The organism is Mucilaginibacter gilvus, assembly GCF_004054195.1.
Lineage (GTDB): Bacteria > Bacteroidota > Bacteroidia > Sphingobacteriales > Sphingobacteriaceae > Mucilaginibacter > Mucilaginibacter gilvus.
Genome location: NZ_SBIW01000002.1, coordinates 152,701 through 165,613, shown reverse-complemented (window position 1 = coordinate 165,613; position 12,913 = coordinate 152,701). Strand labels below are relative to the sequence as shown.

Sequence of the window (12,913 nt, the reverse complement as noted above, 5' to 3'; positions counted from 1 at the left end):
TCATAAGCAAAACACGAAGTTATGAACACGTACCAGCAAAAATGGATAGATGTATTGGCAGCCGCTAATTTACAGGGTTGGAAAATTGAACCCATTGGCGAGGACATCCATGTAGAAATGCCCCATATTATCGATTTGAAACTGATCAGGGATAACCTGCCTGAAACTCTGGCGGCTATTTCCTTAGATATCACTGTGCCGAAAGAGCGGTTGAGATTCCAGTTTCATAACGGGTACGAAAATTTTGAATATGTGCTGAATCCCGGCGAGGCCGATTTGACGAAGGCTTAAATTTTTGCCTTGGTGGATACGATGGTAACGCAAATACCCATTACAGCTATCAGCGTGAACGATGCCCGCAACGTGGCTAACCCCGCGATAAAGCCGATGATAGGTGGCCCTACCAGGAACCCCATAAAACCAAGCGTAGATACCGCTGCCAGAGCCACACCCGGTGCCATTGTTTTTGATTTGCCTGCAGCGCTGTAAACCATCGGCACAACAGAGGACACACCCGCGCCCACCAATAAAAACCCGGCTAACGCGCTATAAAAGTAAGGGAAGATAACCGCTACGAGCAAACCGGCTGCCGTGAGCAGTCCACTAATCTGCATAGTGCGTTTTAAGCCGAAACGGTGTGCAAATTTATCAGCAACAAAACGGCCCAATGCCATGGTGGCCATAAAAGCGGTAAACCCGGCGCCAATCCAGTCGGTAGGGGCAAGTACCACTTTTTTAAAGTAAATAACGCTCCAATCGAACATTGCGCCTTCGCATATCAGCGAACAAAAGGCAATAACGCCCAGTTTTATGAGCGAATTATCGGGCATCACAAATACCGGCCCTGTATTAACTACTTTATCGTTTTTTAAATAGGGGATAGTGATGATCACCACGATAACAATGAGGGCCAGCATAAACGCGAAATGTTTCCAGGGCACCACCTGCATGTGCATCATAAAAACACCAATAAGCCCTCCGGTGAAACCCGCCAGGCTCCAAAGCCCGTGGAAAGACGCTAAAATGGGCCGGCCGTACATCCCTTCGGCAGCTACCGCTTGGGTGTTTACAGATATGTTTACCGAGTTGCTGGCAAAACCAAAAACAACCAGGCAAATGATAAGTTGCAGCGTATTTTGAGCAAGCCCGAGCGTAACCAGCGCGCAGCTATAAACAATCAGCGCAGCGATCAACAGGTTTCTGCTGCCAATTTTGGTGATTACCCAGCCGGAAAAAGGCAGGGAACACATTAAGCCAACGGGCAGGGCAAATAATACACCGCCCAGTTGCGCTTCAGACAGATCGAGCGTTTGCTGAATGGTGGCTATCCGCGACGTCCAGCTGGCAAAGCAAAGCCCCGTCATGAAAAACATGGCGGCAACGGCTATCCGGAAAACGGTGCGTGTGTGATTGTATGGTAATATAGCGGCTTCCAAATAAATAGATTCTTCTTAGTGTAATTATTACACTAAGTTGTGAAATGTATTTCAAATATAAAACTTTGCGGTAAATTATTACAATATGATTATCTACCTAAGAGGCTAAAAGGAGGCTTGTAGTGTTATAATTAATTGTATATCAATCCATTAATTTGTAATGCTGAACGAGCCGCTTATTGGTCCTGCCGGGGAACCCGTCTTATCATTCATTTGCCCGGTAAATGTGCCTTTCAATGTTCCGTTAAAGCCATTGGCAGATGTAAGGGTACTAAATACTATAGTGCCTTCGCCCACCAAATCTGTCCCTACCGCTATAAGTCCGTTAGGGAAAGTGCCGGCAACTGCGGTTGGGGCTATAATGCTAAACAAATTGGCCGGCTCTGTGCCACCTATTATTTGGGTGCTTCCCTCGGGTACAACGCCGGGTGCTATCACCTGGAAAACAATATGGCTCTCTATCCTGGTTGTTTTACCGGCAAACGTGTAACTTATAAAATTGCTGCTGGAACCACCTCCCCCGGTACCACCTCCAACAGTGCCATCCGGGTATATAGGTTGGTCTATTTTACAACCCGTGACAACGAGCGTAGTGAAAATGATAAGCGTTAATAGGTAGCAATAAATCCTCTTCATGAACAACGGTAGTTTAGATCAGGTAACTCTATAAATATAAATATTTGCCAACTAAAATACTAGCTATAAAAAGGGTTATTTTAACAATCCCCATCCGGCCCGCAAACGGGTCCGTCAATCACATCAAATTTTGGCTTTGCCTGTTCATCGTTCCACTCGCCATAGGCTTTTTCAAGTGTTTGGGTAAACACGGGTACGGCCTGTGCACCTGATACTGCGTATTTTCCGTTCATCACAAAAAATGGTACACCGCGTATACCCAGGTATTCGGCTTCGGCAATATCGTGTTTCACATCATCGGTATAGGTGTCGCTGTTCAATACAACGATTACTTCGTCCCTGTCAAGGCCTATCTCTGCGCCAAGGTCGGCAAGTGTATCGGTATCATCGGTATTTTTACCGAGGGTGAAATATGCCTTGAAAAGGGCTTCTTCCGCGGCATCGCCCAAGCCTTTGCTTTTGGCAAAATGGCTAAAGCGGTGCGCCTTTAAACTATTAGCAACAACCGCCCGGTCGAAATCGTATGTCAGCCCAACTTCGGCAGCCATTTGGGTTACATGGTTGTTCATTTGCTGCGCGTACTCCAAGGTCCAGCCTTTTATATCGGCCAGGTATTGGCTTATGTTCACCGATGGGTCGGTTTTCATCTGCGGGTTAAGCTGAAAGCTTTTCCATTCAATCTCCACCTTGTCTTTACCCTCAAACTGCTGCAAAGCATCCTCAAAACGGCGTTTGCCTATGTAGCAGAACGGGCACATCACATCACTCCAGATCTCAACTTTCATAACCTTATATTTTAAACAAAGGTAACCGATGCTGTTAATGCGCAGGTAAGCCCAAAGTCAAAAAAAATAAGCTAAAATGCTCGCCTGTTTATTTTTAGCGCTGTATTGACAGCTAACTTAATTTTTTTACTTTAGTATTTCACAACCTGGTTAACCAATACTGTTATAAGCCCCTTACTGACAAAATGAATATTAAGACTAAACCTTTGCTTTTTTGGGCTGGCATTGTATTGCTTATTTTACCCGGTTTGCTGCATGCTTACCTGCTGATGCCTTTCCCTGGCAGCCAGGACATCAATGCCATTACCATTTGTTATTACCTCGAAAAGATGGTTTTACCGCTCCGTATTTTAGGCTCGGTATTTATTGTGGCCTACCTCTTCATATACCTGTCAAAAGATTCCCGCAAGGGTAAGATCGTTAAGTTAAGCGTACTTGTCCTTTGCCTGGTTAGCTTTTACTTTACCGATTATATGTTTAAGGCCGAGGTGATGTTTAAAGAAACCAAGAAGGCAAGGTTTGCCAACGGACTAAAAAATAAGGTGCCGCAAAGCTACCTGGTAATTGGCATGGTGCATAACGGCGTTGCCAAAGCTTACCCGATAATTTACCTGGGCTACCATCATAAAGTGCAGGATAGCCTGGGTGGTAAACCTGTTTTGGTTACCTATTGCACCATGTGCCGTACCGGCCGCGTGTACGACCCGGTTATTAAAGGCACTCAGCAAACCTTCCGGCTGGTAGGGGCGAGGCATTACAACGCCATTATAGAAGACGAAGCCTCGGGCTCGTGGTGGTACCAGGCAACCGGTATTGCCGCGGTAGGCCCAATGAAGGGTTCGCATTTGGAGGAACTACCATACGAACAAATGACACTTGGTTCCTGGCTGATAAAATACCCCTCATCGCAGATCATGCAGCCAGACAGGACCTATATGGACGATTACATCGACCTGAAGGATTACGACCACAAGCAAGCGGTGGAAAAGGATAGCGCGCTAAAAAATAAAGACTCCCTGGTGCGCAAAAGCTGGATGATAGGCATCATTGCCAACGGAAAGCCAAAGGCATACGATTGGCGCCAGCTGGTGAAAAAGCAGGTACTAAATGATAACCTGAACGGCACTCCGCTGATCATCGCCATTGAAGACGACCAGCAAAGCTTTCATACCTGGAGCAGTATGGTGGATGGCAAGCAGCTCCATTTTGTTATGGATAAAGAAAATTGCCTGTCCGACCAAGAAACCTCTTCCATTTGGGATTGGACTGGCACCTGTATCTCCGGCCCGCACAAAGGCAAACAGCTCAATAAAATACAAGCCTACCAGGAATACTGGCGCTCCTGGAAACAGTTCCACCCGGGTACCGAATTGTGGAAAGGGGTTTAGGAGTTGTGCAGATTTCAGATGTGCAGATGTGCAAATAAAAAACGCGTCATTGCGAGGCACGAAGCAATCTCTGAACTATGCGTGAACGCTTTGCAATCGCCGACTTGTCCTGTGTAGAGATTGCTTCGTGCCTCGCAATGACGCGTGGGAAAAAAGCTACTTCTCCGTATCTCTTTCTGTAAGCTCCATACCGCATTTGGAGCAGGTGCCGGGTTTATCAGACGTGATTTCGGGGTGCATGGTGCAATAGTATTTGCCTTTTGGTTTTTCGGTTGCAGTTGCCTTGGCGTCCTTTTTTGGCGCGGTGTTACAAGCGGCCAAGGCCAGCAAGCCTGTTAATGCGAATAATATAAAACGGATCTTCATAATTAGTTATTTGTTTTTGATAAAAGCGGCAAAGCCGAATAGGGAAACTACCAGCACACCAAGCGCGGCCAGCATACTTACCACATCGCGGATGTTTTTGCCTGCCCAGCTCATGCCGAAATACTTGTGTAAAAATATAAAGGAAAACCCTTCCGCGCGGTCTATCCCCGCAACTTTTGTTGCAAGGGCCGATGTGGTGGTTTCTATGTACCAGTTCTCGCCGCCGGGGTATTCTACTTTTTGCACCGGCAGGCGCTTGTTAATAAAGCCGTATTCGTTATCAAACTGGCGTAACTGGCTGATGTTTAGCTTACCCTTAGTTTGTTTAATGCCTAAGGGTGCCTCCCGGTAAAAGCCTGTCAGAAAAACCGCGTACAGTTTATCGCCGTCAGCTAATTCCTGTCCGTTTGCTGCATCGAAATAAAGCACCTCTTTTTTATTGGTGCTTATCTGGTAATAAGTTTTTCCATAGAAATTAACAGTGCCTGTTTTGAGGATAGTACTATCGGCCAGGGGCAGTTTTAAATTGGATACTACCATATCTTTGGTATCGATCAGCTGGTTATATTTTTTATCCCCCGGGCCGATGTTGTGCAGCTTTACGATGATGTGGAAAGCCCCGCTGATGATAAAAGTGAACATCACAAAAGAAACGATAAGCCCTATTTGCCGGTGATAGCGGTGTACAAAGCGGGTGTCTGCTTTTCCGGCCTGTTTGCGGTTTTGCTGTGCTGCTTTAAACTTCTTCCAAAAGAAACCATAAACGGTTAGGCCGCTCAGCAACGATAAAAACATCAAACTGACGATAATTAGCAACAATACAAGCCTGAACTGTTCGCCGCCTATTGCCGCTAAAAATTGCCAGGTGTGCAGCTGCTCAAAAAATACCAGCATGGCCTTGCGGGTGTTGTTATTGAAAGTGCCCATGCGGCTTTGCGTGGTTTCTATGTACACATCCATGCCGTCCGGTCTGTCGAAGCTTACCTTCCAAACGGGCAGCAAGTGGTTAATGGGCTGGTAGTGGCCGTCGAAGGTTTTTTGCAGAGTAACGCTTTTGATGCGCGATACGGTGTCCTGCGTAAAATAGCGGGCTAAGTATTTGGCGTAGGTTTGGTCGCCATCCTTCAACAGATCACCGTTATCGGCGATATAGTAGTTTACGGTGCTATCCTCGCCCATAACCTGGTAAAAGGTTTGGCCTTCCAAACTGATCAGCCCGAAATTGCGGAACTGGTTGATATGGTTCTTATCCAATACCTCCCGTACCGACATACCCGGTTTCATGGTGCTTTGCGACGCAGGCCGGAATACTTCCTGCGCAATACCGGGCCTGAACCAGTTGGACATGAACGGGTGGGAGAGCCCGCTCAGCGTCCAGAAGATCACCGGCACCAGGGCGGTTAAACCCAGGATGCGGTGCCATTTATAAAAATTCTGTTTTGCTGTTGCCATGTTAATGTTTTGCTATGGAATAACTGATGCCTAATGTGATGGTGCGTGGTGGGGCGGCGATGTAGGTGTCGCCATACTGCTTGCTGGTTACCGTGGTGGCGTAAAGTTTATCGGTAACGTTAAGCGCGTTGAACCAGATGCCCGCGCCCTTTAATGCGCCCGCTTTCATATCATACCCCAACCGCACATTGTAAATATTATACCCCGAATACGTTTTGGTATTGGCCAGGTTGGTAAAATACTGGTTAATGTGCTGCCATTCGGTTGAAAGGCGCAAGCCTTCGGCATAAGCCGGTTTGTAGGTGATCTCCGAATTGGCTATCCAGGCCGGGGCGTTGTTCATACGCTTGCCGTTGTAGCTGATAACCGTGTTTGTGCCCGTGGTGTAATTAGTGCTCACCTCGCTGTAATCTACATAGGTGTGCCTTGCATTGGTCCCGCTGAAGCGGAAACTGAGTTCCTTCACAGGCGCGTAAGCTACCGAATATTCTACACCACGGTGGCGGGTTGCACCGGCATTTTGGTTTTGGGTGGTATTATCGGGCAGTAACTGGTTGATGATCTCGTTGTGGCCTTCCAAATCGTACAGGGTAACCTCTACGTACATCTTTTTATCCAGCAGGGCCAGCCAGCCGCCGGCTTCGTAGTTGTTAAAGGTGGCCTGTTTTAATTGTACCAGCTGGCGCGAGCTGTATAGGTCGCCGGTTTCGGGCGGCTGAAAGCCTACACTGTAATTAGCATAAAAGCCTTTGTTATTGCCGAAATTGTAGGTGAGCCCCAGCTTAGGCGCCACGATGTTAAAATCGTTCGTTTCCTGCTGTTTGTATTTTGTGCTACCCGCGGGGATGTTGTTGCTGAAAGCATAGTGGATCCGGTCGTAACGTAAACCTATCACAATACGCAACGCGTCAACCGGCTTAATTTCGTATTGGGTGTAAGCCGCGGTGTTAAACAGCTTGATGCGGTAGTCATCAATAAAACGACCAGTACTGGTGTAGCCGGTGTAATAATTATTGGCTACATCTTTTCGCACTTCCAAATATTTGGCGTAGTAGCTGCTTGGGCTGTTATCGGCATAAATCCCCGCTATCAGGCGCGAATGCAAAAAGCTGAAATCGGTACGGTGCTGTGCCAGCAGGCCAATGCTGTGAAAGCGCTGGTTGTTCTCCTGCCCGTTGGAGCTTACGTAGTTACCCGCATTATCCCGCACATCCGATATAAAGTAGCTCGGCAGCTGCGCAGTGGAATTATTGCGGTAGAAAAGGGTAACAAAGGTATTGCTGTTATCGCTCCAGGTATGCTCCAGCCTGGTGCTGGCCCTAAAGGCTTCCACTTTGCGGTAGGTAAAACGCTGGTTGGCACCATAGCTGCGGTTGTGAAAATGCACGCTATCTAAACTTCCCGGCGTTTGGGTGTTGAGGTAGTTATAGGTTGCCGCAGCGGTTAAGCGGGTTGCCGCGTCAACGTCATAAGTGGTTTTGATGTTGGCGGAATACTTATCAAAATTCGAATAATCCTGCCAGCTATCTTTTTGATGGGCGATATAACCACCCGTATACAGCCCCAATTTGCCCGAAGTGAAACCACCATCTGCATCTACCCTGCGGTATTTATAATTATCGCCCTGTACCGATACATTGGCTGCGTAGCCCGCGGGCGCGCTTTGGGTAATAAAGTTAACCGCGCCGCCGATAGCGTTGCTGCCATAAAGCGAAGAAGCCGGGCCTTTGATCACTTCAATATCGCGTACGCCGCTCATGTTGATCTCGTAAAGCGAGTTATGATTGAACATCCCCGTTGGGCGAATAGGCAGCCCGTCTTCCATATACAAATAAAGCGCGTTATAGGTAATGGGCTGGCGAATAGCCATGGTGTGCTGTTCGTTACCCAGGTTCACCATGTAAACACCGGGCACCTTGTTCAGCAACTGGTAAAGGGCGGTTGCTTTGGTATCGTGCATTTGGGTGGCGTTTATCTTGCTGATAGCGATAGGCGCGTTTTGCCTCGCCTGCCGTTCGCGACTGGCGGATACCACTACCTGTTGCAGGTCTATGGTAGCGGGCTCCAGCACTATCTCCACGGAAGTAGTGCCGTTAACTATCGTAAAAAATTGCGTGTTATAGCCCACAATACTAAAACGTAGGGTTTTAATACGATCGGTGTAAATTACAAAATGGCCCTTGGCATCGGTATGGCCCAGGTCTTTCAGGTTGGCCAGATCATCGGCGTTACAAACCGCAACGCCGGTAAGCGGCTCGTGGGTGCGGGCATCGGTAACGGTGAATTTATTTTGCCCAAAGACTGCCGCCGATAGGATGGAAAATAGGAGATATAATGGTGTAAATGGTTTCATAAAGTATATAAAGGTGCCCGCGACAAAGCCGCGAGGCATAAGGTCTGGATTGTTAGGAAGCGGTGGATGCTCTGGTGGCTATTCAACTCACCCCGACGAGGCTCCGCCCGTCGACCCTCTCTACCTGCGGTAAAGAGGGTGAGCTACCATAAAGAGGGCGTCACCATTCTCAAACAATCGTTTTAAATAAAATATACAGCCACGCACAAGCATACACGTGTGCTTAACAACGGGCAAAGCCGGTGCAAAAAACTGTACATGGAAAAACTTTATAGAACTTATGCGAGCCGCGGAGGCTGAAAGATGGGGCGGATTTGGGTGGGTAGGTTAATAGGGGGCTCGGGGCTCGCTATTACCGCCAACAAAACGGAATGGAATTTAATTTGCTCCGGCTCGTTAAATCCCGCTTCCTGGAAAAGGTTCTTTTGCGACGACCGTTCGCCGGCTGCTTTGTTGTCTTCGGCTTGCTTTATCTTTTTCATAAAGTAGCACTTGCCGTTACAATGCATCCACGGTTTATCGCGGTTCTCGCAAAGTTTGGTGGCAATATAATTGCGGTTAAGCTCGAAACCCGCGTAAACAAACAGCCGCGTAAAGTTCACCGTTACCAGCGAAACAATTAACAAATATGCGATTATACGTTGCAGCATTTGGCCGCAAAGGTAAAGCTTGTGGCTTGTATGTGGAAATGGATTGGCGAATTATCAGAGAAATGCTTTTTTAGGCTTGTTCGCGTTCGACATGGGGCGCGAACAGTCCGAACAGGCCCGAACATTGTGATTTTAAACGAAATTACTACTGAATAAGCCTGTGAAAATCTAAAAAGCGATTTCCCCGGGTGAATTATACTCCCAATAAAAAACCCCACCGTTTCGGGCAGGGCTCTATCGGTTTTAGGTTTGTAATTACTTGGCGTGTTTTAATACGAAGTGCGAAGCCGCACCACCGAAATCAATATTCATGGCAACAGAATCGGCATAAACTTTACCCGTGTGTGGGTAATCGGTGCCGTTTACATTTACTTTAAAGGTAAAATCATCACCTTTAATTTTGCCATCGTCAACGCTAACATCGCCCATCGGGGATGTGGCGGTACCGGTAAGTTTTTCGCCATCAACCTTAAAAGTGTAAGTAAGGTCGAGTGCTTGCCCATCGGGGGTGTTAAGTACGCCTACCCATTTGCCGTTCAGATCGGCAAAGGCTGCCAAACATATCATAAAGCAGCAGGATAATACGGCTGTAATAAAGATCTTCTTTTTCATAATCAGTTTGTTTTGAATTACTAAATGTAAGGCTTTTATTAAAAAAACAATAGCCGAGAAAGAAATTTAATATACCGCTAACACACGCGGCTACTCAAACTTGTCTGCCACTACCTGTATCTTCATATCCGGCATTTCTGCCGTTTCCATAGTAGCGGTAATTTTGCCGGCCTTGCCTTCAATGGTAACCGTTGCGTTGAGACTTTTACCACCATCCGTAAACACGGTTGTTACCACGGTTTTTCCCTCTTTATAAGGTGTAGACCAATTGCAGGTGTAGGTTTTTATATCGCCCGTCATTTTGTGATCTTCGTCGCCGGGGGCAATAATTATCTGTGTTTTGGTTAGAGTGATAATGGTTTCCTCATCCTTGCTGCGTTGCAATTCGCCTTTGGCATTGTAATAATTGGTGGCCGATGCAATAAGCATTACAGGCTTGTCACATTGCGCAAAGCTGATGGTGCTGCCAGCCAGTAGTAAAGCAAAGGCTAATACAGTCTTTTTTAAATGGTTTGTTTTCATTTTTTTAAGGGTTAATAGGTTATTCAAACTTATCTGCCACTACCTGGATCTTTTTGCCGGCCTCTTCCTCAGCCACAAAGGTTAAGGTCACTTTTCCGGCTTTGCCTTCAATGGTGATGGTAACATGCAGGTCGTTATTACCATCGGTCAGCACCGCTTTAGCAATTGTTTTCCCGTCTTTAAAAGGGGTGGTCCAGTTACAGGTATACTCGGTAACGTTACCATTCATCATGTGGTCGCCGGGGGTAATGGTGAGTTCGGTTTTTGATAAAATGATAACCGTTTGCTCCGCTTTTGTCCGTTCCACCTCGCCCTTATCGTTTATGTAGTTGGTTACCGATGAGGTAAGTTTTACCGGTTTGTCGCACTGTGCAAAACTGATGGTGCTGCCTGCCAGTATTAAAGCAAAAGCCAATGCGGCTCTCCTCAAATTGTTTGTTTTTGTTGTTTTCATTTTGTGATCGATTTAATATTTCAACAAAGATATATGTTTGATATAGTATTATGCAATACAAAGTACTATATAATTTGCAAATTAATGTATTTTGTGATATTTTATCTCTAAAAGCAATTTATCGAAATTATTAAAGGTAATATCCTGCTATTATCAGGTAGAAATCGATAAAACGGAAGCCTATTTTCTTTTACTTTTGGATAGCTTTACATTTAGCTAATCAATAATTCCTTTTGCCCATGAAAAAGCTTTGCCTCGTGCTTTTTGTTTGCTGCAACATTTCCGCGTACGCGCAGAAACAGGATTACCCCATACAGCCGCTTGCCTTTACACAGGTAAAACTGGCCGATCATTTTTGGGCGTCCCGCATTGAAACTAACCGTACGGTAACCATCCCGGCATCGTTTGAGCGTTGCAAAAGCACGGGCAGGATAAAGAATTTTGAAATGGCCGCCGAGGGGAAGGGTAAGTTTTGCACCGTTTACCCTTTCGACGATACCGACATTTATAAAACCATAGAAGGCGCGTCATACTCCTTAGCGGTTCACCCGGATAGGCAACTGGACGCCTACCTCGATTCCCTGATCACCGTGGTGGGCAAAGCGCAAGAGGCAGACGGATACCTGTACACCTACCGCACTATAGACCCAATACACCCCGGCGGAGCAGCCGGCCCCGAGCGTTGGATGAAGGAGAACGAGAACAGCCATGAACTATATTGCGCCGGCCACATGTATGAAGGTGCTGCCGCCCACTTTATGGCGACCGGTAAACGCAACTTTTTAAATATCGCCCTGAAAAATGCCGACCTGCTGGTGCAAACCTTCGGGCCCGGTAAACGCGCGGTAGCACCCGGCCACGAAATTGTGGAGATGGGGCTGGTGCGCCTTTACCGCATCACGGGCAAAAAAGAATACCTGGACCTGGCTAAGTTCTTTATAGACCAGCGCGGGAAAAAGGCTTACAATAAAAAAAGCAAGAACGTTTGGGAGAACGGCACCTACTACCAGGATGATAAACCGGTAATTAACCAGGACGAAGCCGAAGGCCACGCCGTACGCGCCATGTACCTGTACGCCGGGATGGCAGATGTTGCCGCTTTAACGGGCGACAAACAATACCTGGCCGCCATTGATAAGATCTGGGATAATATGGTAGGCAAAAAAATGTATGTGCAGGGTAGCATTGGTGCCGTTGGCGATGGCGAGCGCTTTGGCGCCAACTACGAATTGCCAAACGCTACCGCCTATAACGAAACCTGCGCCGCCATTGGCAGCGTTTTTTGGAATCAACGGATGTTCCTGCTGCATGGAGATTCGAAATACATCGATGTGCTGGAAAAGGTATTATATAACGGGCTTATCTCCGGTGTTGGGCTGGATGGTAAATCCTTCTTTTACACCAACGCCATGCAGATCCAGGATCACTTTACGCACCCGGATATTGAGCGCGAGCGTTCGGGCTGGTTTGTGTGCTCTTGCTGCCCTACCAACGTTGCCAGGCTCATCCCTTCTATCCCCGGCTACATCTACGCTCAAAACGGTAAAGATGTATTTGTGAACCTGTTTATCAGCGGCACCGGCAGTTTAAAGGTGAATAACAAGGCCCTGCAAATTACGCAGCAAAATAATTACCCGTGGGATGGCGGTTTGGCGTTCATCATTAACCCGGCATCGGCAATGGAGATGAACCTGAAGATCCGCATACCGGGCTGGGCGCAAAACCAGGCCGTTCCTTCAGACTTATATAGCTACCAGCAGCCGCTTAACAAAAAGGTAGAAATTAAAGTGAACGGCAAGCCGGTGGAGTACCAGATGGAGCATGGCTATGCCGTTATCAGCAAGAAATGGAAAAAAGGCGACAAGGTAGAAATGACCCTGCCGATGGATGTACAGCGTGTAATGGCCAGCGAAAAACTGCCCGATGATGCCGGAAGAGTTGCCCTGCAGCGCGGCCCGCTGATGTACGCCGCCGAGTGGACAGACAACGGGGGCAAAGCCGCGAATATCATCATCCCAAAAAACACAGCGTTTACAACGCAATATGAGGCCGGGCTGCTGAATGGCGTTACCGTTTTAAAAGCCGAGGTAAAGGCCATCAACGTAGATACCGCGAAACAAACCGTAAGTACAGAAAATAAAACCCTTACCGCTATACCCTATTATGCATGGGCAAACCGCGGTAAAGGAGAAATGATGGTTTGGTTCCCGGAAGAGGTAAAATTTGTCGATATTATCAGCCGATAACCAAATCTCTATC

Annotated in this window: 13 protein-coding genes; 3 read left to right on the top strand and 10 right to left on the bottom strand. The window is 47.2% G+C overall.

What is annotated here, in order from left to right; translation table 11 throughout:
• The first annotated feature begins 21 nt into the window (after window positions 1-21).
• Window positions 22-291, top strand: coding sequence for a hypothetical protein (locus EPL05_RS03990; RefSeq protein WP_128532333.1), 270 nt, complete (start codon window positions 22-24; stop codon window positions 289-291).
• On the opposite strand, the gene EPL05_RS03985 is transcribed toward EPL05_RS03990, so the two are convergent.
• The 3 genes from EPL05_RS03985 to EPL05_RS03975 form a co-directional block, all read right to left on the bottom strand.
• Entirely contained in the window at window positions 288-1,436 is a 1,149-nt protein-coding gene (locus EPL05_RS03985) for an MFS transporter (protein ID WP_243837208.1), read from the bottom strand. The two genes, EPL05_RS03990 and EPL05_RS03985, sit on opposite strands and share 4 nt — an antisense overlap.
• 150 nt (window positions 1,437-1,586) lie before the next feature.
• A complete protein-coding gene (locus EPL05_RS03980; RefSeq protein ID WP_128532331.1) occupies window positions 1,587-2,072 on the bottom strand; it encodes a hypothetical protein in 486 nt (161 codons plus the stop codon).
• Between the two features lie 80 nt (window positions 2,073-2,152).
• Entirely contained in the window at window positions 2,153-2,857 is a 705-nt protein-coding gene (locus EPL05_RS03975; protein WP_128532329.1) for a DsbA family oxidoreductase, read from the bottom strand.
• 185 nt (window positions 2,858-3,042) lie between these two features.
• Here EPL05_RS03975 and EPL05_RS03970 point away from each other — a divergent pair, with 185 nt between their 5' ends.
• Entirely contained in the window at window positions 3,043-4,245 is a 1,203-nt protein-coding gene (locus EPL05_RS03970; protein WP_128532327.1) for a DUF3179 domain-containing (seleno)protein, read from the top strand.
• A gap of 156 nt (window positions 4,246-4,401) precedes the next feature.
• On the opposite strand, the gene EPL05_RS03965 is transcribed toward EPL05_RS03970, so the two are convergent.
• The 7 genes from EPL05_RS03965 to EPL05_RS03935 form a co-directional block, all read right to left on the bottom strand.
• Window positions 4,402-4,611 (bottom strand): heavy metal-binding domain-containing protein, encoded by a 210-nt coding sequence (locus EPL05_RS03965; protein ID WP_128532325.1) that lies wholly within the window; start codon window positions 4,609-4,611, stop codon window positions 4,402-4,404.
• Between the two features lie 6 nt (window positions 4,612-4,617).
• Window positions 4,618-6,063: a PepSY domain-containing protein gene (locus tag EPL05_RS03960; protein WP_128532323.1), complete on the bottom strand. Its 1,446-nt coding sequence runs from the start codon at window positions 6,061-6,063 to the stop codon at window positions 4,618-4,620.
• Between the two features lies 1 nt (window position 6,064).
• Complete coding sequence (locus EPL05_RS03955) at window positions 6,065-8,416, bottom strand: TonB-dependent receptor (RefSeq protein WP_166727622.1); 2,352 nt, start codon at window positions 8,414-8,416, stop codon at window positions 6,065-6,067.
• A 278-nt stretch (window positions 8,417-8,694) separates the two neighbouring features.
• Window positions 8,695-9,066 (bottom strand): hypothetical protein, encoded by a 372-nt coding sequence (locus EPL05_RS03950; protein WP_128532320.1) that lies wholly within the window; start codon window positions 9,064-9,066, stop codon window positions 8,695-8,697.
• Between the two features lie 255 nt (window positions 9,067-9,321).
• The gene (locus EPL05_RS03945; RefSeq protein ID WP_128532318.1) at window positions 9,322-9,678 is read right to left on the bottom strand and encodes a glycoside hydrolase; all 357 of its coding nucleotides are present in this window, start codon (window positions 9,676-9,678) and stop codon (window positions 9,322-9,324) included.
• A gap of 90 nt (window positions 9,679-9,768) precedes the next feature.
• A complete protein-coding gene (locus EPL05_RS03940; protein WP_128532316.1) occupies window positions 9,769-10,200 on the bottom strand; it encodes a hypothetical protein in 432 nt (143 codons plus the stop codon).
• Between the two features lie 19 nt (window positions 10,201-10,219).
• Window positions 10,220-10,654, bottom strand: a complete 435-nt coding sequence (locus EPL05_RS03935) for a hypothetical protein (RefSeq protein ID WP_128532314.1) — start codon at window positions 10,652-10,654, stop codon at window positions 10,220-10,222.
• 239 nt (window positions 10,655-10,893) lie between these two features.
• Between EPL05_RS03935 and EPL05_RS03930 the strand changes: the two genes are divergently transcribed.
• Complete coding sequence (locus EPL05_RS03930) at window positions 10,894-12,900, top strand: glycoside hydrolase family 127 protein (RefSeq protein ID WP_128532312.1); 2,007 nt, start codon at window positions 10,894-10,896, stop codon at window positions 12,898-12,900.
• Window positions 12,901-12,913 lie beyond the last annotated feature (13 nt).

What these genes read in the sequence shown, in the direction of transcription:
- EPL05_RS03945 (WP_128532318.1), bottom strand. Translation starts at nt 9,678, where the DNA reads ATGAAAAAGAAGATCTTTATTACAGCCGTATTATCCTGCTGCTTTATG.
- EPL05_RS03935 (WP_128532314.1), bottom strand. Translation starts at nt 10,654, where the DNA reads ATGAAAACAACAAAAACAAACAATTTGAGGAGAGCCGCATTGGCTTTT.
- EPL05_RS03975 (WP_128532329.1), bottom strand. Translation starts at nt 2,857, where the DNA reads ATGAAAGTTGAGATCTGGAGTGATGTGATGTGCCCGTTCTGCTACATA.
- EPL05_RS03955 (WP_166727622.1), bottom strand. Translation starts at nt 8,416, where the DNA reads ATGAAACCATTTACACCATTATATCTCCTATTTTCCATCCTATCGGCG.
- EPL05_RS03970 (WP_128532327.1), top strand. Translation starts at nt 3,043, where the DNA reads ATGAATATTAAGACTAAACCTTTGCTTTTTTGGGCTGGCATTGTATTG.
- EPL05_RS03980 (WP_128532331.1), bottom strand. Translation starts at nt 2,072, where the DNA reads ATGAAGAGGATTTATTGCTACCTATTAACGCTTATCATTTTCACTACG.
- EPL05_RS03950 (WP_128532320.1), bottom strand. Translation starts at nt 9,066, where the DNA reads ATGCTGCAACGTATAATCGCATATTTGTTAATTGTTTCGCTGGTAACG.
- EPL05_RS03965 (WP_128532325.1), bottom strand. Translation starts at nt 4,611, where the DNA reads ATGAAGATCCGTTTTATATTATTCGCATTAACAGGCTTGCTGGCCTTG.
- EPL05_RS03960 (WP_128532323.1), bottom strand. Translation starts at nt 6,063, where the DNA reads ATGGCAACAGCAAAACAGAATTTTTATAAATGGCACCGCATCCTGGGT.
- EPL05_RS03990 (WP_128532333.1), top strand. Translation starts at nt 22, where the DNA reads ATGAACACGTACCAGCAAAAATGGATAGATGTATTGGCAGCCGCTAAT.
- EPL05_RS03940 (WP_128532316.1), bottom strand. Translation starts at nt 10,200, where the DNA reads ATGAAAACAAACCATTTAAAAAAGACTGTATTAGCCTTTGCTTTACTA.
- EPL05_RS03930 (WP_128532312.1), top strand. Translation starts at nt 10,894, where the DNA reads ATGAAAAAGCTTTGCCTCGTGCTTTTTGTTTGCTGCAACATTTCCGCG.